The sequence below is a fragment of the Mesorhizobium sp. M0060 genome (genome assembly GCF_040323155.1).
In the GTDB taxonomy this organism is placed as follows: domain Bacteria; phylum Pseudomonadota; class Alphaproteobacteria; order Rhizobiales; family Rhizobiaceae; genus Mesorhizobium.
This window is the reverse complement of sequence record NZ_JAMYUP010000037.1, coordinates 1-25,670: the sequence shown is the minus strand read 5'-3', so window position 1 is coordinate 25,670 and position 25,670 is coordinate 1. Positions and strand designations below refer to the sequence as shown.

22 protein-coding genes and 4 pseudogenes are annotated in these 25,670 nt (G+C 59.3%); 14 read left to right on the top strand and 12 right to left on the bottom strand.

Translation table 11 applies throughout. The features are described 5' to 3' along the window. Window positions 1-6 precede the first annotated feature (6 nt). The 5 genes from NKJ94_RS26365 to NKJ94_RS26345 are packed head-to-tail and all read right to left on the bottom strand — an operon-like array spanning window position 7 to window position 6,394. Window positions 7-2,301: a hybrid sensor histidine kinase/response regulator gene (locus NKJ94_RS26365; RefSeq protein WP_352529201.1), complete on the bottom strand. Its 2,295-nt coding sequence runs from the start codon at window positions 2,299-2,301 to the stop codon at window positions 7-9. Next, window positions 2,298-3,017, bottom strand: a complete 720-nt coding sequence (locus NKJ94_RS26360; protein ID WP_352469271.1) for a chemotaxis protein CheW — start codon at window positions 3,015-3,017, stop codon at window positions 2,298-2,300. The genes NKJ94_RS26365 and NKJ94_RS26360 overlap by 4 nt, the downstream gene beginning before the upstream one ends. Next, window positions 3,014-4,267: a CheR family methyltransferase gene (locus NKJ94_RS26355; RefSeq protein ID WP_352529199.1), complete on the bottom strand. Its 1,254-nt coding sequence runs from the start codon at window positions 4,265-4,267 to the stop codon at window positions 3,014-3,016. The genes NKJ94_RS26360 and NKJ94_RS26355 overlap by 4 nt, the downstream gene beginning before the upstream one ends. After that, window positions 4,264-4,728 (bottom strand): chemotaxis protein CheW, encoded by a 465-nt coding sequence (locus tag NKJ94_RS26350; protein WP_352529197.1) that lies wholly within the window; start codon window positions 4,726-4,728, stop codon window positions 4,264-4,266. Before NKJ94_RS26350 ends, NKJ94_RS26355 begins: the two co-directional genes overlap by 4 nt. Before the next feature lie 7 nt (window positions 4,729-4,735). After that, window positions 4,736-6,394 (bottom strand): methyl-accepting chemotaxis protein, encoded by a 1,659-nt coding sequence (locus tag NKJ94_RS26345; RefSeq protein WP_352529195.1) that lies wholly within the window; start codon window positions 6,392-6,394, stop codon window positions 4,736-4,738. A gap of 703 nt (window positions 6,395-7,097) precedes the next feature. Between NKJ94_RS26345 and NKJ94_RS26340 the strand changes: the two genes are divergently transcribed. The 5 genes from NKJ94_RS26340 (at window position 7,098) to NKJ94_RS26320 (ending at window position 10,777) form a co-directional block, all read left to right on the top strand. Next, window positions 7,098-8,336 (top strand): pilus assembly protein TadG-related protein, encoded by a 1,239-nt coding sequence (locus tag NKJ94_RS26340; protein WP_352495652.1) that lies wholly within the window; start codon window positions 7,098-7,100, stop codon window positions 8,334-8,336. Window positions 8,337-8,341: 5 nt separating this feature from the next. Next, entirely contained in the window at window positions 8,342-8,782 is a 441-nt protein-coding gene (locus NKJ94_RS26335) for a TadE/TadG family type IV pilus assembly protein (RefSeq protein ID WP_352529193.1), read from the top strand. A 40-nt stretch (window positions 8,783-8,822) separates the two neighbouring features. Continuing rightward, the gene (locus NKJ94_RS26330) at window positions 8,823-9,176 is read left to right on the top strand and encodes a TadE/TadG family type IV pilus assembly protein (RefSeq protein WP_352529192.1); all 354 of its coding nucleotides are present in this window, start codon (window positions 8,823-8,825) and stop codon (window positions 9,174-9,176) included. 295 nt (window positions 9,177-9,471) lie between these two features. Next, window positions 9,472-9,756: a PilZ domain-containing protein gene (locus NKJ94_RS26325; RefSeq protein WP_023680838.1), complete on the top strand. Its 285-nt coding sequence runs from the start codon at window positions 9,472-9,474 to the stop codon at window positions 9,754-9,756. A 793-nt stretch (window positions 9,757-10,549) separates the two neighbouring features. Continuing rightward, on the top strand, window positions 10,550-10,777 hold the full coding sequence (locus NKJ94_RS26320) for a hypothetical protein (protein ID WP_023679051.1): 228 nt from the start codon (window positions 10,550-10,552) through the stop codon (window positions 10,775-10,777). A 460-nt stretch (window positions 10,778-11,237) separates the two neighbouring features. Here NKJ94_RS26320 and NKJ94_RS37625 read toward each other — a convergent pair. Beyond that, window positions 11,238-12,257, bottom strand: a pseudogene (locus NKJ94_RS37625) (glycogen debranching N-terminal domain-containing protein); the annotation flags it as partial. A gap of 478 nt (window positions 12,258-12,735) precedes the next feature. Here NKJ94_RS37625 and NKJ94_RS26305 point away from each other — a divergent pair. The 3 genes from NKJ94_RS26305 (at window position 12,736) to NKJ94_RS26295 (ending at window position 14,539) form a co-directional block, all read left to right on the top strand. Beyond that, window positions 12,736-12,963 carry a hypothetical protein gene (locus tag NKJ94_RS26305; RefSeq protein ID WP_352495650.1) on the top strand — a complete coding sequence of 76 codons (228 nt, stop codon included), beginning with the start codon at window positions 12,736-12,738 and terminating at the stop codon, window positions 12,961-12,963. 276 nt (window positions 12,964-13,239) lie between these two features. Continuing rightward, window positions 13,240-13,458: a hypothetical protein gene (locus NKJ94_RS26300; protein WP_352469336.1), complete on the top strand. Its 219-nt coding sequence runs from the start codon at window positions 13,240-13,242 to the stop codon at window positions 13,456-13,458. 940 nt (window positions 13,459-14,398) lie between these two features. Further along, on the top strand, window positions 14,399-14,539 hold the full coding sequence (locus tag NKJ94_RS26295) for a DUF982 domain-containing protein (RefSeq protein WP_352529189.1): 141 nt from the start codon (window positions 14,399-14,401) through the stop codon (window positions 14,537-14,539). 686 nt (window positions 14,540-15,225) lie between these two features. Here the strand turns inward: NKJ94_RS26295 and NKJ94_RS26290 are convergent. Together NKJ94_RS26290 and NKJ94_RS26285 are read right to left on the bottom strand one after the other, a co-directional pair. Further along, window positions 15,226-15,423: a hypothetical protein gene (locus NKJ94_RS26290; RefSeq protein ID WP_352529187.1), complete on the bottom strand. Its 198-nt coding sequence runs from the start codon at window positions 15,421-15,423 to the stop codon at window positions 15,226-15,228. 795 nt (window positions 15,424-16,218) lie between these two features. After that, window positions 16,219-16,680, bottom strand: coding sequence for a hypothetical protein (locus tag NKJ94_RS26285; RefSeq protein WP_352469333.1), 462 nt, complete (start codon window positions 16,678-16,680; stop codon window positions 16,219-16,221). Between the two features lie 644 nt (window positions 16,681-17,324). Here NKJ94_RS26285 and NKJ94_RS26280 point away from each other — a divergent pair. Continuing rightward, window positions 17,325-17,549 (top strand): hypothetical protein, encoded by a 225-nt coding sequence (locus NKJ94_RS26280; protein ID WP_023680684.1) that lies wholly within the window; start codon window positions 17,325-17,327, stop codon window positions 17,547-17,549. Between the two features lie 1,381 nt (window positions 17,550-18,930). On the opposite strand, the pseudogene NKJ94_RS26275 reads toward NKJ94_RS26280, so the two are convergent. Then, window positions 18,931-19,910: pseudogene (locus NKJ94_RS26275) on the bottom strand (IS110 family RNA-guided transposase); the annotation flags it as partial. A gap of 1,218 nt (window positions 19,911-21,128) precedes the next feature. Next, window positions 21,129-21,422 carry a hypothetical protein gene (locus NKJ94_RS26270; RefSeq protein ID WP_352529226.1) on the bottom strand — a complete coding sequence of 98 codons (294 nt, stop codon included), beginning with the start codon at window positions 21,420-21,422 and terminating at the stop codon, window positions 21,129-21,131. On the opposite strand from NKJ94_RS26270, the gene NKJ94_RS26265 reads away from it, so the two are divergent. The 3 genes from NKJ94_RS26265 (at window position 21,315) to NKJ94_RS26255 (ending at window position 22,587) form a co-directional block, all read left to right on the top strand. Then, window positions 21,315-21,695 carry a thermonuclease family protein gene (locus tag NKJ94_RS26265; RefSeq protein WP_352529220.1) on the top strand — a complete coding sequence of 127 codons (381 nt, stop codon included), beginning with the start codon at window positions 21,315-21,317 and terminating at the stop codon, window positions 21,693-21,695. The two genes, NKJ94_RS26270 and NKJ94_RS26265, sit on opposite strands and share 108 nt — an antisense overlap. Then, on the top strand, window positions 21,655-21,876 hold the full coding sequence (locus tag NKJ94_RS26260; RefSeq protein ID WP_352529185.1) for an excalibur calcium-binding domain-containing protein: 222 nt from the start codon (window positions 21,655-21,657) through the stop codon (window positions 21,874-21,876). Before NKJ94_RS26265 ends, NKJ94_RS26260 begins: the two co-directional genes overlap by 41 nt. Before the next feature lie 222 nt (window positions 21,877-22,098). After that, complete coding sequence (locus NKJ94_RS26255) at window positions 22,099-22,587, top strand: hypothetical protein (protein WP_352529183.1); 489 nt, start codon at window positions 22,099-22,101, stop codon at window positions 22,585-22,587. Between the two features lie 62 nt (window positions 22,588-22,649). Here the strand turns inward: NKJ94_RS26255 and NKJ94_RS26250 are convergent, their stop codons facing one another. Further along, window positions 22,650-24,014, bottom strand: coding sequence for a Do family serine endopeptidase (locus NKJ94_RS26250; protein ID WP_352529181.1), 1,365 nt, complete (start codon window positions 24,012-24,014; stop codon window positions 22,650-22,652). 276 nt (window positions 24,015-24,290) lie between these two features. On the opposite strand from NKJ94_RS26250, the pseudogene NKJ94_RS26245 reads away from it, so the two are divergent. Further along, window positions 24,291-24,527 (top strand): annotated as a pseudogene (locus tag NKJ94_RS26245) (hypothetical protein); the annotation flags it as partial. A 2-nt stretch (window positions 24,528-24,529) separates the two neighbouring features. After that, a pseudogene (locus NKJ94_RS26240) lies at window positions 24,530-24,784 on the top strand (cupin domain-containing protein); the annotation flags it as partial. A gap of 356 nt (window positions 24,785-25,140) precedes the next feature. Here NKJ94_RS26240 and NKJ94_RS26235 read toward each other — a convergent pair. Further along, window positions 25,141-25,670: IS110 family RNA-guided transposase (locus NKJ94_RS26235; RefSeq protein WP_352529179.1), on the bottom strand; the 530-nt coding region annotated here is incomplete at its 5' end.

The following is a 25,670-nucleotide window of genomic DNA, read 5'->3' as shown; positions in this document are numbered from 1 at the left end:
TGCGCCTCATTCTGTCGCCTGGCCGATCAGGTCGACGACTGCATGGAGCAATGTCTCGTCGTGGAAACTCCCTTTAGTCAGGTAGTAGTCCGCGCCGGCGTCAAGACCTCGCCTGCGATCGTCTTCGCGATCTTTGTACGACACGATCATGATCGGGGTGTTCCCGAGCCGGCTGTCCTTCTTCATCAAGGTCACCAGTTCGATGCCGTCCATGCGCGGCATATCAACATCGGTGATAACAAGATCGAATGATTCAGACCGTAGGGCGTTCCATCCATCCATACCATCAATCGCCACCTCGACCTCATAGCCGTGATTGTCCAGCAGCTTGCGTTCGAGCTCACGTATCGTCAAAGAATCGTCGACCACCAGAACGCGCTTGCGCCTCCTCTGATCGGGGCTGGTAGTACCACGCCGCAAGGTGCGTAATCCGCCGGACGACGCGAGCTTGTCTACTGATCGGATCAGATCGTCGACATCAACGATAAGCACGGGCGAACCATCTTCCATCAACGCCGCCGCGCTGATGTCCTTGACCTTGGCAAAGCGAGGATCTAACGGCCGAACCACCAACTCGCGCTCGCCCAGGAAGCGGTCGACAATCAACCCGTGGGTTTCACCGTGATCACCATTAATCAGAACGACTGAAAGTTCATCGGCGTCTGCTTGCGGCTCAGCGCGGTCAAGAACCTGGTGCGCGGTGACTAGTCCGATCTGTCGATCCTCGAAGCGGAAATGCGGCCGGCCTTCGAGCAGTTCGATGCGCGTGCGCGGCAACTTTATCGTGCTGGCGATGCCTGCGAGCGGGAAGGCGTATGGCTCCCCGTCAATGTCGACGAGCAGCGTGCGGAGCACCGACAAGGTCAACGGCAGCTGTAGTTGAAATCGGGTTCCGAAGCCGAACTCTGAGGAGACGGTTGCGAGGCCTCGGACCTGCTTGGCCATCGCCTGTACGGCATCGAGCCCCACGCCGCGTCCGGAGATGTTGCTAACCGTCGCTTTCATCGAAAAGCCTGGCAGAAACAGAAATTCGAGCAATTCCGCTTCGGCAAGTCTGCCGACGGTCTCCTCTGTCGTCAGGCCGCGCGCCACGATCGTCTCGCGCAGCTTGTTCAGATCGATTCCCCTTCCGTCGTCCGCGACGATTATCTGCAGCAGGCCCGCATTGTGCCGTGCTTCGAGCCTGATGACACCTTCTTCAGATTTGCCGGCTGCTATACGTTCGTCGGTCGTTTCGAGCCCATGGTCGACAGCATTGCGGAGGAGATGCCCGAGTGGTGCCTCGAGTTGGTCCAGGATGTCGCGATCGATGCCAGTTGAGCCCCCGACGATGTCTAACCGCACGTTCTTCCCCAAGGTTCGGCCAAGGTCGCGCACCGTCCTTGAGTAGTGCCGGACACCATCCTCGAAGGGGCGCATGCGACTCGCCAGCGTTTCGTCATAGAGTCGGTTCGCAAGGTCAGTGGCTCTGCGGTCAATCGAGTCCAATTCGTCAAGGCGCTCTGCGAGGAACGTCTGGCTCAGCCGAAGTTTTTGCAGCGCCTCTGCCAGTGCTTGCACCGCCCGATCGTCCTTAGGAATCTCGGCCAGTGCGTCGCCTAGCACGTCGAAGGCAATGGCCAGATCCGACTGAATCCGTTTCAGTCGAAGTAGGCCGCCCGTAAACGGCCTGAGGCGACGAGCCTCCATCAGGGACTCACCGGCAAGCCCTAGTAAGCGGTTTAGACTATCGGCCGTCACCCGCACCATACGGTCGGAACCGACGCCGCCATAAGGTTGAAGAAGTGGTTCCGATCGAGCGAGGACGCTCGTTTCCTTCGCCGAAGAGGCCCACGGCGCCTCCTGCGGGGCAGCATTTGAGCCGGCGAGCTCCGTCTCTGATACTGTAAGCACCTTGGCTGTCGATGGGGAGGATGCCTGCTCAAGCGCCAGCAGAAAACCGGCTATTTCCAGTTTGGCGCTCTCATCGGCCGAGGCAGGCTCACTCGCTATGGATCCGAGGAGATCGACGCCTTTCAAAAGTGTATCGATGTGCTCGCGACTCAGGCTGAGACGCCCCCGCTGTGCGGCGACCAGGCACTCTTCCATCGCGTGCGCAACTTCCACCGCCGGCGTCAGATCGACGATCCGGGCCGCCCCCTTCAGCGAATGGGCAGCCCGCATGCAAGCGTCGAGACTCTGGGCGGACACGGGATCGCGTTCGAGCGCTAGCAGACCGGACGTCAGGGCCTGCGACTGCGTCGCCAATTCGGCCCGAAAGAGGTCGAGCATCGAAAATTGGCTGTAGTCCGCGCCGCTCATGCGATAGCTCGATCGAGCATGGCCAGCAGCAGCGCCTCGTCCAGACAACCGACCGCGCCCCTTCGCCACGAGACCATGGCTGCCGTCATGGTCGAGGACGCCTTGCCAACGGTAGCAGGCACGGCAAGCCGGTCGCTCTGTTTGAATCGATAAATGCCGTGCATTTCGTCCACAGCAAAAGCAACGCGCTTGTCGCTGTTGCCGACGACGATAAGACGCGGAAATGCCTTGGTCCGCGTGTCCTGTACCCGCGTTTTGCGGTCGTCTACTCCGAGCAGTTTGGCCAACGAAACGCAAACCAGCAATTCGCCTCGAACATTGACAATGCCGAGAACCGCACTGTTCCTGCGGTGTGGCAGCGAATGAATGCTACGCAGCTCGGCCACTTCTTGGAAGCAGCCAACCGGAAGCGCCAGCCATTCCTCGCCGAGACGAAAGACAACGACCGTCTGAAATGCACTGCCCTCGGCATTCCCGACTGCTTCATCGGTCCTTGCCTGGGCAAAATGTCGGGCCCACTCGTCCCGATAGCCGGGCGGCAGCGGACGGTTCAGGAGGTTCCGTGCGATTTCCTTATAGGTCGGGCAGTTCCGGCAGTGGAGATGCTGCTCCAGTTCAGGGCACGATCTGTCACCACGAACGCCTATTTGCCGCCAGCAGTCGCCGATGGCGATGTCCGGCACCGATGATGCGCTACCGGGCTCAGCTGACGTCAAGTGCCGCTCCTTTTCCCAATCCGACCGAGCCGCCCGGTGAGTGCCTCGGCACCGGCGATGTCACCCTGCTTGCGAAGCAGCAGCGCAAGATGCGCGAGGGCTTCTTGATGGCGGGGTTCGAGATAGAGGGCCTTGCGATAGTTCTGGATCGCCTCGGAACGCGCATCTTCTGCATCCTGAGCTAGCCCGAGCAGATAGAAGATTTCCGCCGAGGGACCGTATTCCCCGAGATGCGTCCGCGCGAGTTCCTTTGCTTCCGCAACTCGTCCGGCATTGGCGGTGCGTTCTACAGAAGCGAGGCTTTGGGCCGCCCGCTCGGACGGGTGGACGGAGCGCTCCACTTTCGCTGCATTACTGGAGGCCGGCCGGATCGGGCTCAGCACTTTGCTGACGTCAGAGATAGGAGCAGGGGTGGCCGGACCGAAGCGCGACTTGGAGGGGGCAACCGTCCGGGGCGCCTTAGCCGGCTCCACGTTCGTGAACGCAAATGCCATCGGTAATCGCGCTGAAGCAAAGCCGTGCAGAATCGGAAGGCCTGATTCCGCTGGACCGACGAGCAGCAGGCCATCTGGCGCGAGGAGGGTCTTCAGACAAACCAGCGCGCGGTCTTGCAGGTTTCGGTTGAAATAGATCAGCAGGTTGCGGCAAAAAATAATGTCGTACGGTGCCGGCCCATACGAGGCCGCAGGATCAAACAGGTTGCCAAGCCTGAACCGGACTTGCTTCAGGACCCGCACCTCAGGCCGTAGTCCGCCTTCGGCCGCTTCGAGATAGCGCCCTCTGAATTCGAGAAAATCGCCGCGAAATGAGTTGCGCCCGTAGACGGCGCGCTCCGCGGCCGCGAGGTTGCCCGTGCTCACGTCGACTGCGTCAATCTTGAAATCCTGTGCTCCGAAACCGGCATCGAACATGGCCATCGCCATCGAATAGGGCTCTTCGCCTGTCGAACATGGTAGGCTCAAGAGCATTATGGGTTGACCCGGCCGCATGCGCGCCCGTGCATGACGCGTCATTGCAGTGAAAGCTTCACGATCTCGGAAGAACCATGTCTCCGGTACGACAACCGCGTTGATCAGTTCCTGGAGCTCGGATGGGGAGCCAGCCAGCAATTGCCAATAATCTTGAAGCTCACTGATCTGGCAGGCTGACATCCGCTCCCGGAGCGCGTGACGGATCACCGACAGACCGACAGTGCCGCTGTCCAGTCCAATCTTTTCCCTCAGTAGCTGTTCGACCGCACCAAACATCATGAACTCATCGCGACCTGACGGAACAGCGTTTCGCGAATGTCGTCCGATAGCAGCGCTTCGGCCCTGACCCACTGGACAAGTCCTCTATCGTCGGACGCCACGGGGCCCAAGTAGGGCGGAGTTCCCGCCTCCATCCCGGACGGCGCGAAGTCAGAAGGATCCCGCTCGAGCATATCGGTCGCTCGTTCAGCAACAAGCGCAAGCAGGTGGTTCTCACCATCCTTGGTTGGATAGCGTATCAGAACGATTCGTGTGCTCAGCACCAGCGCCGAAGGGCGGCCAAGCGCAAGCAGGCTGAGATCGATCATGGGAACGGGTAAGCCCCGGCAGTTGATTAGGCCTACTACGCCGTTCGGCGCGTCCGGCAGCCTTCTCACGCCGATGTAAGGCAGGACCTCTTCAACCTGCTCCATGTCCAGCACATACCGGTCGCTGCCTATACAGAACCCGAGGAATAGCATTGTCGTCCTAGCTCGCAGGCACCTCTCGCAGCGCCCGCAGTTTGAAACGGGAAATGCTGCTGCGTAACCCGCCCGAAACCCGATTGAGTTCGTCGATCGCGAGCGTGGATTGCTGGAGGGATTCAACCGTTTGCTGAGCGGCTTCGCTCAATTGTATCAGCGTCTCACTGATCTGCGCTGCGCCCGTTGCCTGGGCCTGCATTCCTTCATTGGCGACTTCGAAGCGTGGTACCAGGCCCTGGACCTGCTGAATAATCTCGTAGAGTTGGCCGCCGACCTGCTGCACATCTTGCATGCCACGTCGGACCTCCTCGGAGAATTTGTCCATGCCCATGACGCCGGCTGCGACGGCGGATTGAATTTCCTTGACCATCTGCTCGATGTCGTATGTCGAGACGGCGGTTTGGTCGGCAAGCCGCCGGATCTCCGTTGCCACGACCGCAAAGCCTCGCCCATATTGGCCCGCCTTTTCAGCCTCGATTGCGGCGTTTAGCGAAAGAAGGTTGGTCTGGTCGGCAACCTTGGTGATCGTGGTCACCACCTGATTGATATTGCCGGCCTTCTCGCTCAGGATCGCAAGTTTGGAATTAATCGCGGTGGCGGCTTCCATGACGTGCTGCATGGTTGCCTCCATGCGTGCCAGCCCTGCTTGTCCGCCGGTGGCGAGCGTGGCGGTTTGCTCGGCGACCGCAGAAACTTCGCTCATCGTTCGTACGAGCTCATTGGAGGTTGCCGAGATTTCCTTCGCGGTCGCTCGGATTTCGGTCGTAGTGGCCGCGATCTCATTTGCGGTTGCCTGCTGTTCCTTTGAGGTGGCGGCCACCTCGGTTATCGATGTGTTGACTTGAATGCTGGATTTCTGAACCTGGCCTATCAGCGTGGTGAGATCATCGGCCATGGTGTTGAAGCCCTCAGCCAGCGTGTCAAACTCGTCCTTGCGCTTCAAATCGAGGCGCCCGCTGAAGTCGCCCAGGCGCATTACACGGACGAGATCGAGCAATCGGCCAAGCGGGACACTAACGGCACGGAATAGAAGATAGCCGCACAAAAGGGCCAAACCGAGTGCTACGAGGAACCCGGCAATCAGGCCCAACTTCGCTGTGCGGACGATCGAACCTATCTTTTGGGTCGAGCTGTTTGCCTCTCCTCTATGGTCCTCGACCATGGCTTGCAGAGCCGATTGCAATTTCCGAAAGATCGGCTCCACATTGTTCTTGATGGCCGGGCGCTCGTTGGGGATCTCTCCCTTCGCCAACGCGGCACGACTGGCATCCAGTACGGCGGCTTCGGCTTGGCGGAATTGATCGGCGAGGTCCTTGACGACAGCGTAGTTCTGCTTGTCCAAATCGGACTCAATGGTCTCTTCATACTCGTCCATCGACCGTTGCAGGGCGTCGCGGTTCGCCTTGATGGTAGCCTCGAAAGCCCGCTTGTCGGCAGGATTGTCCTGAAGAGCATATTCCTGGAGAAGACTATGGGCATCCATCTGTCCCATCATGATCTGGGTGCTGTGATAGAGGTCCGGAAGAGTTTCCTTTTCCACGCTGGTCGCTTCTTGCTCCGTCTGGAGAAACCAAACGTATGTAATGATGGCCATAACCGACATGACAACCAGAACGGCCGCGAAACTGGCGAGTATGCGGCGGCGTATCGTCAAGCTGTTCATCGGGCTCAGTTCCGCCAGGGCGCTAATTCATTTGTTGGCACGACTAGCCCAGCACCGCGTTGCGACTATGCCGAACAGGCGAGATTCATTCGAATCGCGGAATCTAATGTTGGAAACGTTTCTTTTCCGTTCACGTCGCGCCCACAAGCCGCCTGCGAACGGCATGTACGCGTCCAAACCAATGGCCGATCGCATCGGCCGCAACTGGAAAGTATCTCCAACATCGAGCGTGGCAAGCAACTCCCTCCATTGAAACGCTCGTGAGTCGCGCGTGTTCTCAGCGACGGATTGCTTCGAAGGCCTGGAAAGGGGGCGCGCTGTTTCGCGCGAGAGCGCACATAGCTCGAGGTGGAACTCCTGGAAGCGCCGTGCAATTGGCGCCTAGGCTTGTCAAAGTGGAGCGCGTGCAGGTGAGGCCTGCTTGCCGTGCACGCTTTGCGCTGGCGCAAATCTGATTTCATTTGTCGCGGCTATGGCCGTTAGCCCATCCACGAGGGCGAAACACTCGCAAAGTCAATCATCGAGACTGGAAACGCTAACCCGATACGCGACTGGCGCCGCCGGTTGAAGAGAGGGCCAGCGACCAGCAGCGTGCTCGCCGAGTGCGGCCGCGGAAACTTGTGCCGGCCGCGCCAAGGAGCGGATATATCAAATGGAGCGCAATTCTTAGCCATTCCTTCATCCATCTTTCGTTAAATACCCCATGGAAATGGGGCGCCCCATATCGAGGCGGTTGGTTCGGTGTTTGCGACGAGGCGTCGGGACGAGCGGCAACGTTGCTACTATTTTTGCCCTATCTTTGCCGATTGTCGTCGGCGCAGCGGGTCTCGGTATCGAGACCTCCTACTGGTATTTTAGCAGCCTGAAATTACAGGCGGTGGCGGATGCGGCAGCCTATGCTGGCGCTTTGGAAAAGGTTTCGGGATCTGACAAGCCAACGATAGTCGCCGCCGCGACACTGTCAGCGACGACGAACGGCTGGGACCCGTCAACAGGCACAATCGAAATCTTCACTCCCCCGTCCTCTGGCCCGAATGTCGCCCAAAAGGCCGTCGAGGTCATCGTTCATCAGACCCTCGATCGGTTTTTCACATCGATATTCACGCAAAACGCGATCGGCGCACGGGCAAGAGCGGTGGCTTTTATCACTGACGCCTCAAAGGCCTGCGCTTTGTCGCTCAATCGTTCCGCCCCGAGAGCGGCGCTGTTTTCCGGCAGTTCGACCATAAAAATGACGGGCTGCTCCGTCATGTCCAATTCCATTGCCGCCGATGCGATCAAGCTTCAGGGATCGGCAAACCTTCAGGCCGACTGCCTGATATCGGCCGGCGGTGTTTCGTTGAACAACCCCGTGACGACTGTTTGCGCCAGCCCGATAACCCAGGCCTTACCCGCTGGTGATCCCTTTGCCGACCTGCTGGCGCCACCAGCCACAACCCCCTGTCAAAACTCGAAATTGTCGACCCTGAACCCCGGGACATACTGCAGCGGGCTGAGCTTGAGCGGCAATGTTGCGCTCGCGCCCGGCGTGTACGTCATTCAAGGCGGTGATTTCAAGGCGAACGCGAACGCCAATATTTCCGGCGACGGAGTCATCATTTATCTGGCCGGCAGCTCGGGCGTCAGCATGAACGGCAACGCCACCGTCAAGCTTAGCGCACCGACGTCGGGCACGTATTCCGGTGTGCTGTTTTACGGCAACAGGGCTAACCTGGCAGGATCGAACACGTTCAATGGCACGGCGGACTCGCTTTTGACCGGCGCTTTGTATTTTCCAACACAGGATGTCAATTTTCTGGGCAATTTCTCTGGCAAAGGTGGTTGCACGCAGGTCGTCGCCAGTACCTTGCAGTGGTCCGGCAACACGAGCATCAGCCAGGATTGCACGAGCCTCGGAATGCGCGACATTCCGGCGACGCAATCCGTTCGGCTTGTGGAGTAATCTTCGTGGAACGGCGATCCGTCCGGATGTTCCGGAGCGATTCGGGTGTTGCTGCGGTAGAGTTTGCGCTGATTGTGCCGATCCTTTGCCTGGTACTTCTTGGCGTTATTAACGGCTGGTCTTTCGTATCAAGCGCGTTGTCGATGCGTGCAGGCGTCAAAACGGCGGCGAACCTCGTGATGCAAGGCGCGGCCGACGACGCGGCTACCCAAGCCGTCGCCCTTTCGAGCTGGGAAAATCATCCCGATGACGCGCAGGTGACGCTGAGCCGGAAATATATGTGCGGGATCACCGTGGTCGATCCATCTGTCCTGTGCGACAGTTTGAAAGCTCCCGCGGTTTTCGTCGAAATACAGGCGACAGCCACCTGGTTCCCGCCCTTCAGTTTTGGCGATTTTTCCCTCTCGCGCGAGATCAGCCACAAACAGGTGATTCGTGTCCGCTAAAGCGGGAGCCTTCATACGTGGGGTATCAGGCGGAGCCGCATTGGAGTTCGCGCTGATCGCGCCTATTCTGATAATGCTTTTGATCGGCATCTTCGCATTCGGCTGGGCTCTGAATGCCATGTCGAGTGTTCGCTATACTCTGGAAACGTCCTCACGAGCGCTGCAAATGAAGAACTCGCTGACCGAAGCCGAGATAAAAGCGATAGCCACGGCAAAATTGCTGAGTTTGGGATTAAGCGATGTCGACATAACAATAGCAATCGACGCCCCCAGCGGCGGCTTTCGAATGGCCCATCTGACCGCCAAATATGCGTTCGTGATTGAATTCCCGTATTTCGACCGGTATCCGATTAATTATGCGACAACCGTCACGGTTCCGTTGATTGGAACATAAGGCTCATTCTAGTCGGACGCCGCAGCTAGTTCTCCATCAAAAAACCTGCAGCGAAGCTCTTCCTTGCCGCAAGGTGCTTCACGCGGGCTTTGATCCCCGGCTTGACCCATTGTGGGGTCGCCGGCGGCCTTGGCAAGCCCTTTGGTAGGAGGCCGGCATGCTCCTGAAACGTACTTCCACAACCGATCCCGCATGTCACGCCGCCTCTGACGATAACGCTATGTTCATCAGCCAAGCTCAATTATCTGGCAGACCAAAAACTACACGAAGCGACAGACGCCGGGAATTAGGCGAAATGGCTGAAGACGAACAGAGGCGCCAACGCAGGCAGCGCGTCTTCAAGGGCGCAACAATCCTGACCGGCATGACCCATTCCGAGGTCACGTGCACGGTGCGCAACATGCATGCCGGCGGCGCCGAACTGAAGGCCTCGATCGACGCTCGCGTCCCCGACGAATTCCTGCTCTATGTGCCGACCGACGGCATCGCCTACAAGGCGGTGGTTCGTTGGCGTCGCGAAGACCGCATCGGCGTCATGTTCACCGGCACCGAGCCAAAGCCGCACTGGCACTACGGCTAAATCCCCTGAACCACACCTCGTAGCCGTATGCTGGGCGGTGATTGACCCCGTCCTTTGGACGCCTTGTTCCTCCTCCAGAATTTCTTCGACTTAGGTGGCCGACAACCATTCTGGCGCCGACTGACTGCTCGCTTCCATTATCGGTTTGCCGACCATCGTTGGAGATTTCAGAATAGCTACTGCTCTCGCCCTCTCCACCGTCCTGATGGTTTAAACAGTGCCCGTGCATTTCGAGACGGTCCGAGTCGTCGCGAGGATGCGGCGCTGGTGGGGTCGGTCTGCTCGTGTGGAACTGCTCGCATTCATCACGCCTGCGTTGGTCGCGCACCTGCTCGGTATTGGGCAGGGGAATAAAAGGCGCTGTTCCCCCACAAGCAGAAAACCGGCCTCGCTTGCTTCGGCCTGCGGCCTGCAGCACCGACAAGGCACCCGCTAGCGGGTGCCGCCGTCCATCTTTTCATGCCGTCGCGAATCGTCACGTGATCGGTCCGAAAGGTGATGGTTTTGGTCCGTCGAGACGACAGCGACATTCGCCTGACTGGGAACGACAGGGTCAGAGTGCCTGTCATATCAGGGAACGTCGTGCAATTTGTCGACCAGCCCACAAAGTTCCAAAAAAACGGACCGTTCGCTTTGAGGTTGAGTTGCGCCTTAGGGCTTCCCTTGTGATCTTCCTCAGCGTCCGCTGTTTTGACAGGGAGCGCATTGGTCATTCGGCCCATCGCGCTTTTCTGCGGCCCGCCGTTTCGCCCGACATCATGGAACGATATCGCCCCCCATGTATTGGAAACCCATGGACACTATGGAACCCCACGGCCACGGGATGGCGGCCGATCTTTTGACATCGGAAGTTGCCAATGCCAGGCAGCGCATCCACCGGACCGAGCTCGCACTTCAACGCACTGAAGAAATGCTGGCCGAAAATCTTGCGCTGTGCAGCAGGATACGAACTGCGGTCGAGGCCGCAGACCGCTTGGTGAAGATCGATCCCCCGAGCTTTGAAGGACGTCGCGCGGGTTGAACTGGGCCGGCGGTTGATTCGTCGCGACCTTCAGGCCACCGGCACCACTCGCGCTCAAGCACGGCGGCAACCAGGTCGACAGACGGCGAGCGCAGCTCATGGTGCGCGGCCTGGTGCTCGCGAGGAACCTGTCATCGGGCATGCGCTCCACTGCCTCGAAATCCCATCGCGCGCGCGGCGCCAACATAAGGAAGCCGGGGGGCCTGAGGCCCCACACCCCCATTCCGTTCCGCTTCGCGGACGGACATGCTCGCTCCCTCGCTCATGCGGCACTATCCGGTGTTGAGCCATATTGCTTTTGAGAGTGAAGGATGCGGCTGATCGCCGTCGCATAGCGGCTGATCTCGGCGTCGATCTGGCTTGGGGTAAAGCCTCGGCGTTCGAGCTTCTTCCGCTCCTGTGCAACATGCGGCGAACCAGTAGCGCTGTCCGGCTTGGTAGGTGCGAGCGTTCAGCGCGGTTGGTATGCTGCGAAGACGTAACCTTGCAGCTCGACTAAGGCGATCGGTCCCTTGGGAATAGTGCCGTCGGTATGGAAGATCGCATCGGCACTGTCCTTCCAGCCCTGATTGAAGAGGCCCGTATCCGCTGCCCTGCTGTAGGTAACGAACCCCTCCCCGTTGCGGGCTCCGACCTCTTCCATCCAAGCCGTGGCAGCACCCAGTGATTCCCAAATGCGATCGACAAAGTCCTCATCTCCGGTCCTGTCGGCGTAGGACGAAGCCAGATAGATGTGCAGCGGAGTGGTGTCGACGCCATCATAGTAACGGCCGAACGGCAACTCGCGAAGCACGGCCATCTTGCCCTTGCGCATTTCGTGCATGATCTTGCCTGGCTCCGCGTCTCCGAAGACGGAAGTCTCGGTCGATTGGTAGCGGGCGAGAAACGCCAGCACGCCACGGGCAAGCTCGGGATTGAGCCAGAGCATCTGCAAGGCGGAAATGACTCCGTCGCGACCAAAGGCGGTTGAGAACCATGGAATGCCGGCATAGGGTATGGTCCCGTCTCGAGGTCGGTTGTCAGGAGCGCGATGTCGGTACGTATGCGGGCCAGCCAGTCATTGAACACGCGTCCGGAACTGAAAACGGTGGCGCCTTGCCGGCGCTTTGAGCGAATCGCACATCGCGCTCGCGCAGCGGCGGCACGAAACCGGTCACTGGACGGAATCTCTTCGCCGTGACCGACCATCCAGATGGAGGATCCTGCGGTCACGGCTCGGCACGACAATGCGGAACTCGGCGTAACTGGAATGCACCTGATCCGGCTCCGCAATGACCGACTGGCGCGCTACATTATCAAGCCCTTCGTACCGAAATGTGACGCTTGCCTCACCAATCAGCGCGTCAGGGGCACGACCGCGACGGCTACGCGTGGTGCCGCGCACCTCGAACATGTCTCGGAAATCGGCATCGAAGTCGAGACGGACCGGCAACGCAATCTCGCGCGCGAAGTAGTTGGTGAAGGTAATGCGCTCGAGCAACGGGGGGTCTTCGCGCGAGCCAGTTATCCGATCTCCCGCTCAGAAATTTCTACCAAATATTCCGACCTCCTGATGGAACCCATTCGTTGCGGGCGAGTTGCGGCTCATTGGGACGGACTTCCCGAACATGACGACCAGCAACAAAGCAGACCATCAGTCTGTCTCCGAAGCGTTTCGGAAACTGATCCGTTCCGATGGCTATCGTCATAACGTACAAACGTTCTTAAATCTGGGGGTCGAACCAGAACTGCCGCCAACCCTACAGTCATTACTTGCGGCTATTGATCGGGCCAAACGGGCTCCGACGGAAGAAGGTCCCTAGCCGGCTGGCTGAGCGTCAAAGCGGGAAGAGTACAGAGGCTCGCTCCGTACTTTTTCTGGTTCCCACCCAGAAATTTCCACCAAACATTCTTCTTGATTTTTCCCGACAGTGGGTCATGAATGCCCCTTGGGTTCTCGCTGAGGTGGGAGGCCTTGTATGAACGTTTGGACGAACTGCCGACCCGACAAGGTGACTGCCAAACACCTTGTTCACGAGCTGATCTTACAAGCCCGTCGCGGCCAAATCATCTCCGTCAAAGAGACTATTGCAGCGGTGCGCCGAGACGGGCCACATCTGGCGGAAACTGACTGCGAGCTGGTGGAGCTTATTGTCGATCTTGCCCCAGCCTTTGGCCTGTTCGTCGGGTTCGATCTTCGCAAATAGCCTCATGGCAACCCATTGGTCCTCCCCCTGCGGTGTACGTCAGGACAGACCGACCTGGGATTGTGGGAGAAAGGCGGCTCGAGGCGCGTCAATAGGATCGAGGAGGAGCATGGGGGTCTTCGCGAGCCGGTGTCCGATCCCCACCACAGAAATTCTACAAACATTCCTGACTGTGGCGGCCCAGCGCCGTACCAATTTGTACAATTCGTACATGGCCTTGATGCCGCTCAGGTAGGGAGTAGAGTCACCCTTCGGCGTGTCCCTGGGGAGGGCTGGATGAGCGTCGCGCGAAGGGTCGGTCCGTTTCTAGAACAAGCAATTACTGTACTCCTCAACAGGGCGGACCGTCGCGACACGGTCTCGATCAAAGCGGCACTACGCGAAGCTCGGGAGACTGCGCCTTATTTGGTGGCCTCCGACGAAGAACTAACCGAGGCAATCGTCGAGGCAGCAACTGCCATGGGCCTCTGCGTGGCTTTCGACGCCCAGGAGTAGCTGTCAGCCAACTTCGCTTGTCGTGACCTGGCAATGGCGACCGTGTGCTGCCATTCATTCTCGACATTCCGGCCTTGGCGTGACAGCCCTCACATTAACGCTCTCGCCGAGGACGAATAAGCATCGGATGCCGCAGATTTCCGAATGGTCCTTTGAGGCGATCGCCGCAATGGCTAGACCGACTACAAGCGAAATGACTAGGGCGACACCCACCGGAAGATGATGCATACCGGCTTCGTACCGACCGCTCGGATAAACGTCGATGAACGTTTGGAAACACCCGTCACGGACTCAGACCATCCCTAACAAATGGTTAGCCGTCCTCGTCGCTGAGCCGGTTCATAGAGAGGAAACCCGCTAGCCGCCCTAAGGCCCCTTCATGGCTCGCCACTGGTTCAACCCTCCGGTCCCCGTCAAGACCGAGCGTCCCGGGATCATCCGCAACGTCAACAACGCCGAGGCAGCCGGCGAGGAGCTGATGAAGTGGACCAAGCGTGGCCCTTGGTGGGAGCGGTGCGCGTTTGCATGGCCTGCATTGCCGACGAGCTGGAACCTGAGGAGGCACGGAAGGCATCCTGGCCGCTGCAAAAGAGGAGGGGACATTACTCCCCCCAATGACAACCAGCTAACTTGAACTGCGGTAAAGGTTCTCTGACCAACACCGCCTTCGCGAAAGGAGCCCGCCGCCCGTGAGAGAAAGGCGACGGACCCCCACAGCGGCTGCACATCCAAGAAGGACCGCTGCGAGTTCTAAACCCGCGAGGGCCTACATCGTTCCTTAGCTGCGGCTAAAGCGGGGTTGGTCAGCGGGCTCTTGGCGCTCTAAGTTCCCCCTTATGGGTCCCCTCTGGTTCGCTCCCCCGGTCTACGTGAAGACGAAACGTCCGGGCATTCGCAATGGGGTCAGCCACGTCGAGGGAGCCGCCGAGGAACTCATGGGGTGGGACCAAAGGGCCCGAAGTGGACCAAGGCGGTCCAATCCTGCGTCGATGCGTTCCAGGGCAGCGCCTCCCCCCAAGAGGTGCGTGAAGCCTTTGAGGCGGCTGCCAAGGAGGCCAACGTGTATCTCTCCCCTGAGTAGGAGGTATCATGGCGCCCATCTGGTTCGTCCCTCCGGTGTTCGTGAAGACTGAAACCGGTGTCAGGCATGGCTGCAACAATGCGAAGGAAGCCTTGAGCAGCTCAAGATGTGGACCCGGCGAGGGCCTCGCTGGCATAAGGCGGTGACCCTCTGCCTCCAAGCTCGAGGCTTTTCCCTTCACCCGCTACGGACCGCGGCCGAGGCGGCGAGAAAAGAGCGGCTTCGGCAACTCAACGAGACAATGCGCTCAGACAACGGGCCGGACGGCTGGATGTCACGATGAAAGGAGAGCCCTCCACCGTGAGGCAGTGGGCGAAAACCTTGCATTTCATCACGTTTGCACCTCCCTCGACTTGAGCCATCACAAATGCTCTGATCCTCCTTCCTTGTGAGGGGGCAACCATGTTTCGACTCGTCGCCGTGCGGCGATTGCCGGCATTCTGATGCCGACGGCGCCGATCGTCATGCGCCCGGATCCGCCAATACCCTGGTCGACAATCCCGGTCGAGGGCTGCTGCAAGACGTGCTCCGCCGGCAAGGCGTGCGGCGATAGCTGCATCTCGAGGGAGAAGAACTGCCATAAGGCGCATTGGTGCGCGTGTGAAGATCACTAACAGCCCTGATACCGGCTGTGGACACGCCATTGTGCGAGCAGTGGGAGCGGACCCTATCAGCGCATGAAGGGACTAGGATACGCATGACGACGCTTTCAATCCGCCATGCAAGTGCTTGTCCGCCGCCAGGGTGAACAGAATAAGGAACACCAGCGTGTTCTTGAGGAAATTGTCGTTGAAGGCGGAAAGGAACTGCGTCCAGAAGAGAGGCGCATAGCGCCGTGACGTCATCAGATGGCTAGTCGTATGGCCGTTCGTGGCGATTTCCATTGGGGCGGCTTCCATTGGGCAAGACCGTTGAAGATCGTGGCCGTATCGATCAGCGGTCTTGCGCGGTTTGAGCTTCTTGTAGTGGGAACCCGGTTAGACTTCGTTACTGCGGCTCAAATCGATCAGCGGCTTTTGGGGTGGGGTCTTCTAGCCGGTTCATGAAGCGGCTTGCGCCATGAAATTGATGGCGCCGTCATTATCGAAGCGGGCGAAATTGGCATGGTGAATGTTTGCAGGCGCTTGAACCCTTGGGAGCATAGCTGTTGGAGGTCATCGATATTGTCTTTTGGTTTCAGGGTGAGGTTGCGCCGGCGTTTGTCTGTCTCCAGGCCGGACACAATCAAGCGGTCTTGCGACGGTCCGGACGAACGCAGCGTCAGCGCTGCTCCGCAGCAGCGCGCTGCAGACGGCGGTCGCCAGCCAGCTTGAGGCGCAGTTGCCGCAACCACTCGCCATCCTCTCCGAGCGGATCGGACAGCTACGCGATTCTGAGCACTGCCAAATCGGCCTAATTTTCCGCTGCCGAATGGACGATGAGACGCGTAAGCGAGTTTCCGGACCGGAAGCTATGCGTTGGGTTGCCCAAACGATGCAGAGGCGCTGCTGTGTTGGCGCGACACGCTCGACCGCAGGTGCGGGCGGCATAAGAATTTTGGAGAGGCCCGTGGTGACTGGGGATTGCGCCGGTATTGGCGACGCGCGAAGACTGGGTCGATATCTGGGCGAAGGCAGCCCCTGCGACGCAACAACTTCATACCGGAGAATGGAGGCCGCGCTGGGAGGTTGTTGGTTAGGCTACCAACTCAAAGTGATTGTCCGGGAGAGTTCGGCGATGTCGCCATAGATCATCGAACCTGTGACGAGAAAACATTCATCACCGAGGACTTCGAAGGGTGAGCTTGACGCGGTACAAACCGGCAGGTTCTTCGAATTGGCGTACGTGCCGAGCGTCGCGGTTTCGACCTTACGGTCCTTGGCTTCGGCACAGCCGACACTGATCGCGAGGATTGCGATAGCAATGAGAGTCGTCTTGCTCATATTTTGCCCCTGGAGCCAGCTCTTGTCGGGTAAGTCGCGCGATGCATCAAAATAGCACCGGCCCACGATCGGCTTCATCCATCGATTGGAGGAAGCAGGCTCATCCATAATTAGCAATATCTTGAGTAAGGCACCGAGCGCACCAGACTCATGGAACGGCGCGCGGAATTTCCATTCGTGACGAGGTGGCGATCCCGGCCGCCTTCGCAAACGGGTCATTCAGCACTGCGTAAACGTCTCGATTCCGAGCTATAGCTTTCCGCATTCGATCATCGATCATACCAAGGTGAGAAGGGGCAGCAGATCGAGCTTACCGGAGAGATCACGCGCGTAGACGAGGAAGGCGGCAGGGTGACCGTCGATCTGGGACCACTGGTGACGATCGACATCGACAAGGTCAGGCTGGTCGAGAAGTACAGGACGCCAAAGCGCAAGAAGCCGCTGCGCGACATGGTGGATTAGCTCGCGGACCGCCACTTATCCACGCGACATCGGTACCACTCAAACGAATGGCAATTTTCCGTCTGAATGCGTTTAGGGTCCATGCTCGGAGACCACGCATGGGTATCGCGCGGGAGACAGTGACTCCCCGTTTCAAGGCGTCGAGATGCTACGAGCACCGAAAAGTCAGTTCCTTAGACCTAAAGATCGGGCGATCTGCCAGCGGGTTGTCGACCAGGTAACCGCCGACGCCAAATGGTACAGCACCCCGATAGACGGTCAGATTCTGGCCTCGACCACGCTGAATCTCTTTCAATCAGGGGTCGTAAACGAAACGAATTTGCTGGCACATGTTCGCGCGCGGCGCCACGACTTCACTAAACTGACAGGCTAGTTCTTCACCCTCGCGACATAGGCGCGAAATGTGGTTCTTCGTAGTCCGCCGGCCTATTGTTAAGCAGATTGAGCGCCCGCTTTATGTCCCGATGCAGATGGTCGATCGCTTCCCAATGCTCGCCAAATGGCTTGAGCGACAACTGCGCGTCGCGGAGTTCTACCGCCAGAAGCCACGCCTATCGTTCAATTTTGGCGAGGTGATATTCGGAAACGGCTTCGTGTCGGCGAGGGTGCGGCATCCCGCAAAATAGGAATATATTCCGCATGCCGTCAAGGCAAATAGACTTCGTCCTGCCCTCAGCGCCTGCTAGCCGCGGGCATTTTGGGGGAAGCATGAATCAAGTTATGTGCGTTTGTAGCCATCAGCGTTTTGTCGGGCTGCGCTACTCGCCCAGCAGACATCAAGCCCACGCTGGTTTCGTCCGCGTATACGCGGGCAAGTCCTGCAGCCAGTTGGAAGCCGAACTTTACCGAACGAGTTCCGACCTCGCGCCGATAATGGCCATACAAGACAGAACCGCCCGCCATGATGTGGACGGCGTGTTTTGGCTTGGCTTGCCGGGTTGGCAGCATGATGGACAACACAGACATCAAGGTACGTGAAGCCAAGATCGGCGAGCTGAAGGGCAACATGGACGCGATCAACGCAGCCCGACGAAAGGGCGGCTGTGTTGCCGGCACTCTGTAAGCCGTTCCAACGTTGAAATTGTCGGCTTGCTTCCCGCCCTCGCGACTGCGGAGTGGTCGTTTAATCGATTGACTCGCGTAATGCACCGGCAGTTAATCTCCCACTATGGCGTAGTCGGCTCTGTTGGTTCGATAGTCTTCTTTTTGGACAGTCATCGTTTGCTCCCAGTTGCTGCGATGCATAGCCGAGCGACCGCTGAGGGCGATCGTGACGATTTGGTGGCGAGGAAAAAGTCCCTGTGGGTAACAGATCGGCGATCTGCAAAATTGGCTGCAAACCCCTCCGAAAGCTCGCCAGAACCCAAGGCAAAACCGCGCGGTAAGTGAATCGGACGGCCAGGGCAAAAAGAGGGGCTATGAAAGACCGCCGCGTACTTCGTTCGCATGGTTCGATTATATTAGATTTATCTAAAATACTAACCGGCCAGTCGAGCATTCCCGAACGCTCGCTGGTCAGGCCCAGCGGCCCCCCTAACCCAAGCTGCTGGGCCGCCACTCAGAGCAAAGCGCGATGTATGAGCATACCTAGCATAACGGTGATCGTCTCCACCTTGCCGGCCTTGCTTAGCACCACCTGAAAATCAGCTTCGAATCCCCGAATGTGCGGGGTCCCAGTGGCCATCACTAGACATTTCGAGATTTGCGGTTCGAGCCTCCCTTCATCGGCATGAGCGGTGACGGAGTACATCATCTTGCCAAATCAACACAGCCGACATCCTCGTCCCCTCGTTCGGTCGAAAGCTAGGTGGAACAATCAGGGTGCGCAACTTGTCATCACTGATATTGCCGCTTCACCCCAGCTTTGAGCGTGCGCCCTTCCGCCTGTGCGTGGTTCACCGTTTTTTACATTATTAGCGCACGTTTATAAACGGACATGTTGGTGTAGCTTGTACGTGCCCAAAGCCTCGGCGCAACGACCCAGCGCGGAGGCTTTTTTGCGGTATCCTTGCTCAGCATGTGCCAGATGATCATTGCAAGCTTGCGCGCAGTGGCGACGGCCGCGATGTGCTTCCCGCGGCGCGAGGCGATCCGCTTGTGGGAGGCGCGAAGAGGTCCTGGCGATCGCACAGCCGCCCATGCCGCCTCGACCAGCATCCCCCGCGCATGGCCGCGGCCCTGCTTCGTGATGCGCCCGTCATAGGCTGGCCCCTCACCGGACTGCCGCACGCTCGGATTGAGGCCAAGATAGTCAACGAGCTTCTGTGGATCGCTGAAGCGCCGTATGTCGCCGATTGCCGCGGCAACGCTCGCAGCCACGGTGACGTTGAGGCCGGGCAACGTCATCAGGCGGCGGATTGTCGGATCCTGAAGGGCATGTACGGCTATATCCGCCTCGACCACCGTCAACGCCTCGTTGATCTGGTTAATCAAGCCGAGGTGGCGCTCGATGGCGGCGCGCTCATCCGCAGGCAATATTTGCCTCGTCAGCCATTTGCGCCCGCTGATCCCGACGAGGTTCCTATGCGGACACGGCGGGATCAGGTGGGCGTGGAGGATTGACTGGATCAGGTTCTTCAGCCGCGAACGCTGGCGAACCAGCTGTGTCCGCCTGGTGACCTGTCTTCGGAGGGCAAGGGTCCCCGGATCCGGAACCCAGACCTCCGGCACAAAGCCCGAGGCGTAGAGCTTCGCAAGGACAGTGCGTCGATCGTGTCAGTCTTCACCTTCGCGTGCGCGGTCATGTGCACCTGCTTGGGATTGGCGATCACGATCCGATGGACGTAGGGCGACAGCACTTCAGCGACGGCAGCAGCATTGTCTGTCGCCTCGATCACCACATGATCATCGTGGGTGAGTTCCTTCCTGGCGAACTCCTCGAGCTTATTGCGCAGCATTTGAACGCGGCCGAGCTTGACGATCTCGCCATCAAGCAACGACACGACCTCGGCGGTTACGCGGTGTATGTCCATGCCGATAATACGCACGGTTCCCTCCATCGTTGGTCACGAACAGGGAGCGAGCGGGCAACACGACAAATACGGATCCGCACTCGCAGCGCATCCGGGCGAGTCGTAGGGGCGGCCAGATAATGTGCTCGAACTCGCAGTTCATCTGCATACGCCGGCCTGCCCGCACTTGCGTGCTCCCGGTGCCCCGTGGCCCGGATGCGCCAAGCTTAACGAACCTGACGTACCGAACAAACGATGGCACCAAGAACATCATGCCGGATACGGCTTCATCGAGAGCTTCAACGGCAAGGAAGGCGCGTCAACACTCTACGCTACGATTGCTGGCCGCCCGTCGTCACGGCGCATATGCGACGTTCCGTTAGCCGCCGATCGCGTTCCTATCCACGACAATCGCGTGGTGGTACATTCGGTTGATTTGGCGAATGTTTTTTGTCGTCAACTCACCGGGAAACCGGGGAGGTGGTCATGAGAATTATTACCGCTCTAGCATGCGTCGCCCTCCTTGCAGGTTGCACAACGGCAGGCCCCCCAGGGCCCCAAGGGCCTGTCGGTCCACAAGGTCTTCCCGGCAAGCAGGGACCTAGAGGTGCAATGGGGGCTGAGGGTCCGGCGGGGAAGGACGGCGTCGGCGGTTGGGAAATCACCCAGTATGCAAGCGCGAGTGATACAAGCCCAGACAAATCCGCACAGGCTTGGTGTCCCAAGCCAAAAGTCGTCATAGGTGGCGGTGCCAGCGCGTCAAATTCAAATGCTCTAATTTCTAGGAGCTTGCCGGTTACTTCCCCAGCTCCAGGGTGGGTAGCACAAGCGCATGTAGCCGCTACGTCCCCAACAGCTTGGACGCTGACAGCATACGCCATTTGCGCGCTTGTCAAATAGTCGGCGCTTGGCCGGGCCGGTGAACTTTGCGTTGTCGCGTCTTGGAGACACAAACGGCGTTCTAGTCTTCATCCCAAAAATCCTGCAGCGAGGCGTGCCGAAGGTCTTCCTCGCCCCGGAGGTGCTTCACGCGGACCTTGATGCCCGCTTGCGAAGGCCATAGTTGAGACGGTTGAAAGGCTGAGCCGGTGCCCCCGCGTTGACCAGTTGCCGACCGGCTAGTGCAGCTTCTAGACTCTCGCCCGGAATGGCGGCATTCTCTCTTCCGGGAGAGCGGGCGTGGGCAAAGGCCACCGTTATCAAGGCGCCAATCAGGCTGACCGCTGGCGAAGGCGCGCCGGCAGAAGAATGCCGTCACGGCGGCTGCCGCGACCCCTCTTGGGGCTGATCTTCCTCGGCGCCGGCACGCTTGCCGCCGCAGTCACCCAATTCGCGATCCAGAGCACCGCCGGCCAACAGAGCACGATAACAAACTGGACAGAACCATTGCCTGGCCACATGGAAGGCCGCGCCTCGGTGATCGATGGCGACACAGTAGAGATTGCAGGCCAAAGGATTCGTTTCAATGGCATCGACGCGCCCGAGAGCCGTCAGCACTGCGACGACGCCAAGGGCTTTGACTACCCATGCGGGCGCCGCGCTGCCCAAGCCTTGGACAAGTTCCTGGCAGCTTCGCGACCGCTGCATTGCAGTTTTGTCGATCGTGATCGGTACGGGCGTCTTGTCGGGAACTGCGATCGGGCGGACGGTCGTAGCGTTCAGCGCTGGCCGCTTGGCACTGGACTGGCCCCTCTACAGCCACGGCGCCTATGCGGGGCAGCAGGCGAAGGCAGAGGCGGCAAAGCTCGGTCTGTGGGCCGGAACTTTTCAGGCGCCTTGGGTGTGGCGTCTAGCGCATGCCGACAACCGGCCGCTTTCTAACCAGCCGCTTGGCTTAATCAACCGCCATCAGGTCGCACAAAGCGGCTATTCATGCGAGCCGCGGCGCACCTGTTCCCAAATCAGCTCGTGCGATGAAGCAAGTTGGTACCCAGCCAACTGCTCTTGGGGCCGCAAGCTAGACCGCGACAAAGACGGCATCGCCTGCGAAAGCCAGTGTTGAACCTGCAGGTGCTGCCGCTTCACGGTCGCACGCACGTCGGTGTTGGCGCCGCGGCGCGTTGGGGTGGGTTTGGTCATGTGGAGGGTTCCTAATGAAAGGGCCGCCTCGACGGGTGGCTTTTGAACGGTGACGGACTGCCGTTCCAAGCGGACCAGCTATTGTCGACTAAATGAAAGCGGGAAGATCCAACGATGCCTCCAAAATACGTGCAGCCCTCCGTTCATGAGACAGCTTTCAGCGGCATTCCAAATCGGCAGGGAGTTCGGCAGAGCCGAGGCCGAAGTTATGTTGCCCCGCCCATCGATTATGATCGCCACCCATCGACAACGAGCGATGCAGAACACGGCGAGCCGACCTGACGTTATCATTCGCGGGCATCAAGTCCGGCCTGATTTTCCAGAACTCGTTGCAACTGATGCGGCGAACTTTGACGCTGCCGTCTCAACAATGACCGTGCGAGATGTGGTCATATGGCGTCTTCGGGAAGGGCGCTCGCTGCGCGGTTCCGGCAAGGCCGGTCTTCATCATCGCCAACGCGGCGAAGGTCTTCTATCACGCTATATAGGAACGGAGTGCGTCAAAATTGACACGGGCTCGGCACGAGCTGCTCAAGTGCGGACGATGATGGGAGCCACGGCCGGCTGGCTGCTTTTTGCCGCGCGCGAGATGGGAGGAGGCGGCTGGAGTGATGTTTGGGCTCCGGCGACCTGATTCCGTTCTTTCGGATACGGAACGGAAACTTTGCCACATTTTTGGTTTCGACGCACGCTACGTCAGGAAGCAGCTAGGGCAATGAAGAGCGATTGTCCTTGCCTGTTTATGCGCAACAGAATGGGCTTGTGCTGCTGCCGGGATCTTGCCCACTCCTCCTGGATATCTGACGGCTGTGCCACATCCCGGTTGTTGGCCGAGACAATCACGTCGCCAGGTCGAAGGCCGTTCTCGGCGGCGGGGCTATTCGGCGCCACTTCCTGGATAAACACGCCGGTGGTACCCGGCTGCAGACCGAGTTGCTGGCGCGCTTCGTCCGGAATGGTGCTGAGCGACAGCCCGAGGCGTTGGTCCGCCGCTTCCGGACTCGGAACGGCACCGGTCTGTACCTCCTCGTCCTTGCGTTGACCGAGGGTCAGTTCCACCTCCTGCTGGGAGCCGCCGCGGTTCCTTGTCAGCGTGGCTTTCGACCCCGGCTTTTCGTTAGCTGCCGCCAACGTCAAGTCATGGACGCCCTGAATGTCCTTGCCGTTGAACCGGGTGATCACATCCCCCGATTGCAAGCCGGCCTTCTCTGCCGGACTGCCGGGCTCGACCGAGGCGACCAGCGCTCCCTTGGTGCTCGATATGTCAAGCGCCTGGGCAAGCGACGGCGTCACCTCCTGGAGACGCACTCCGATGAACCCGCGCTCGATCCGGCCGGTGCGGATCAGCTGATCGGCGACGCTCCGTGCGGTTCGGGACGGCACGGCGAAACCGATGCCTATGCTGCCGCCAAACGGAGAGACGATGGCCGTATTGACCCCGATCACTTCGCCGCGCGCGTTAAACAGGGGGCCGCCGGAATTGCCTCTATTGATCGAGGCGTCTGTCTGGAGAAAATCGTCGTAAGGGCCGGCTTGGATGTCGCGCGAGCGGGCGGAAAGAACGCCGACGGTCACGGTTCCCCCGAGCCCGAAGGGACTGCCAATCGCGATCGTCCAGGCCCCCGGCTGCATTGCGTCAGAGTCACCCCAGGCGGTCGTCGTCATGTTGGGGCGTGGATCGACCTTCAGCACCGCGATGTCGGTTGCTGGATCGCGGCCCACAAGTCGCGCGGGCGAAGTCTCCTTATCGGAGAATACGACGTGGATTTCGGTGGAGTCGGCCACGACATGATTGTTGGTGACGATGTAGCCCTCCGGACTGACCACGAAGCCGGAGCCGAGAGCTTCTCGCACCTGCGGCTGGGCAGGCCCGCGGCTGTCGAAGGGGTTGAGAAAATCGTCGAGCATCGTTTGGTCCTGGATGATCTGCCTCGTCGTGATCGCGACCACGGCCGGCAGCTTCTGACGCAGGATTGCGCTGAAGTCGTTCGGGATTTCCTGTGCTGAAACCGGAGCAAAGCCGCCAGCCGAGAGCATCAAGATTCCTGCGACGAGGCCCATGCTCAGTCGCTTCCTGGCAATGTAAGACATGATTGATTCTCCTGCCCGACCGCCCTGGCGCTGCCGCGCGACTTTTCCCAGACGCAACAACTGACATTCACGCCGATTGTTTCACCGGTTCGAAAAAATGTTGATCGTGGGCTGAACTGCGAGGATTTGGCCTTGTCGGGCCATTGAAATTTGCTCGAAACTCTCCAAAATTTCGGCTGGTGAAAATCGCGAGAGCCACCAAAGATGACATCAACAAAGGAGACTATTCAAAGCGGAGGACCATCGATGGAAGGAGCCATTTCGACGAGTTTTCCCCCAATCGGGCCCGAGGGTCCTGATGTTTTTCTTGACCGGTTGCTCCATCCAGCACGGCATTTCGAGCGACCTCAGGACGTGCTGACTGACGCGACGCTGGACGTCCAGGAGAAGCGTGCAATCCTTTCGTCCTGGGCATCGGATGCCTGTGCGGTGGAATCGGTGCCGGCGCTACGCATGCCGCCGGGAGCAACCGAACCGGTCAGCTCCATGTTGGGGACAAGACGATCCGCGCGACCGCGGGCACCTACCTGTTCATTCCACCGGGCGTTCCGCACAACATCACCAATGTCAGCGAAGAGCCGGCGCGGGTGCTGATGACCGTCTCTCCGCCTGGACACGAGCACTATTTTGAAGAGCTTGCCAGGCTCGCTGCACACGGCTCTCCGGATCCGAAAGCGCTTGCAGACTTGCGGAACCGTTACGACACTGACCAGCTCTCTACCCTGACGACAAGAGCCTAAGCTCGATTCTGCAATATCGGGTCATGGCGCAGCACCGCTCATGGCGTCGGCACCCGCGATGTCCTCTGTGGATGGCTCCCGCGATGCAAGAGGTAATTCGACATTATGGCGCGTTGGTCGGGTGCAGTCTTCTGTCCGGCCTGTTGATGCAGCCATTCGAGACTGCTGGCCCTGATGGGGTCGGCGAACTGGGTCCCAATCTGCTTTGCAGGCTATGATGCCTCCGACATCGCATGGGTTGTCCCTGTTCCCGGCCTGACCGTCTCGCCATCACATCGCGTCGCTCTCACAACCTCATGGAGCCGATCGATCGGCTCGATCTGATTTCTGCTTCAGTGTCTCGTCTTCTGCGCAACTTACGCTGCAAGGTTCGGAGCATGACGCGCCTGATAGGTTTCGCCGCGCGCCATGATAGCCCACACCACGCGGGCCATCTTGTTTGCCATCGCTACGCTCGCCACGCGCGCTGGCTTCCTGGCGAGCAACGCGAGGAGGCGCGGATCCGCAGCCTCGGGCTTATGCCTTGCCCGTCGGATCAGGGAGGTTGCGCCGATCACAAGGAGCTTTCTCAGGTACCGGTCGCCCATCTTGGTGATGTGCCCGAGACGGTCCTTTCCGCCGCTCGAGTTTTGCGAAGGTGTCAGCCCGAGCCAGGCGGCAAACTCTCGACCCGAGCGGAACTGACCCGGATCAGCAACCGAGGCCGCCAACGCTGTGGCACCGATCGGGCCAATGCCAGGTATGGTCGATAGACGCCGTGCCACTTCATTCGTTCTTTGTTGGGCAAGGATCGACCGGTCAATGGTCTGGAGCCGGGCATGGGTGTTGAGCACCTGCTCGCACAGGATACACAGAATCTGCAGTGCCATTGCCGGTACGTCCAATG

Coding starts and splice junctions, on each gene's coding strand:
- NKJ94_RS26365 (WP_352529201.1), bottom strand. CDS start 2,301: ATGAGCGGCGCGGACTACAGCCAATTTTCGATGCTCGACCTCTTTCGG.
- NKJ94_RS26355 (WP_352529199.1), bottom strand. CDS start 4,267: ATGATGTTTGGTGCGGTCGAACAGCTACTGAGGGAAAAGATTGGACTG.
- NKJ94_RS26350 (WP_352529197.1), bottom strand. CDS start 4,728: ATGCTATTCCTCGGGTTCTGTATAGGCAGCGACCGGTATGTGCTGGAC.
- NKJ94_RS26345 (WP_352529195.1), bottom strand. CDS start 6,394: ATGAACAGCTTGACGATACGCCGCCGCATACTCGCCAGTTTCGCGGCC.
- NKJ94_RS26340 (WP_352495652.1), top strand. CDS start 7,098: ATGGAAATGGGGCGCCCCATATCGAGGCGGTTGGTTCGGTGTTTGCGA.
- NKJ94_RS26325 (WP_023680838.1), top strand. CDS start 9,472: ATGGCTGAAGACGAACAGAGGCGCCAACGCAGGCAGCGCGTCTTCAAG.
- NKJ94_RS26320 (WP_023679051.1), top strand. CDS start 10,550: ATGGACACTATGGAACCCCACGGCCACGGGATGGCGGCCGATCTTTTG.
- NKJ94_RS26305 (WP_352495650.1), top strand. CDS start 12,736: ATGAACGTTTGGACGAACTGCCGACCCGACAAGGTGACTGCCAAACAC.
- NKJ94_RS26300 (WP_352469336.1), top strand. CDS start 13,240: ATGAGCGTCGCGCGAAGGGTCGGTCCGTTTCTAGAACAAGCAATTACT.
- NKJ94_RS26290 (WP_352529187.1), bottom strand. CDS start 15,423: ATGGAAATCGCCACGAACGGCCATACGACTAGCCATCTGATGACGTCA.
- NKJ94_RS26285 (WP_352469333.1), bottom strand. CDS start 16,680: ATGACCCGTTTGCGAAGGCGGCCGGGATCGCCACCTCGTCACGAATGG.
- NKJ94_RS26280 (WP_023680684.1), top strand. CDS start 17,325: ATGTGGTTCTTCGTAGTCCGCCGGCCTATTGTTAAGCAGATTGAGCGC.
- NKJ94_RS26255 (WP_352529183.1), top strand. CDS start 22,099: ATGAGACAGCTTTCAGCGGCATTCCAAATCGGCAGGGAGTTCGGCAGA.
- NKJ94_RS26250 (WP_352529181.1), bottom strand. CDS start 24,014: ATGGGCCTCGTCGCAGGAATCTTGATGCTCTCGGCTGGCGGCTTTGCT.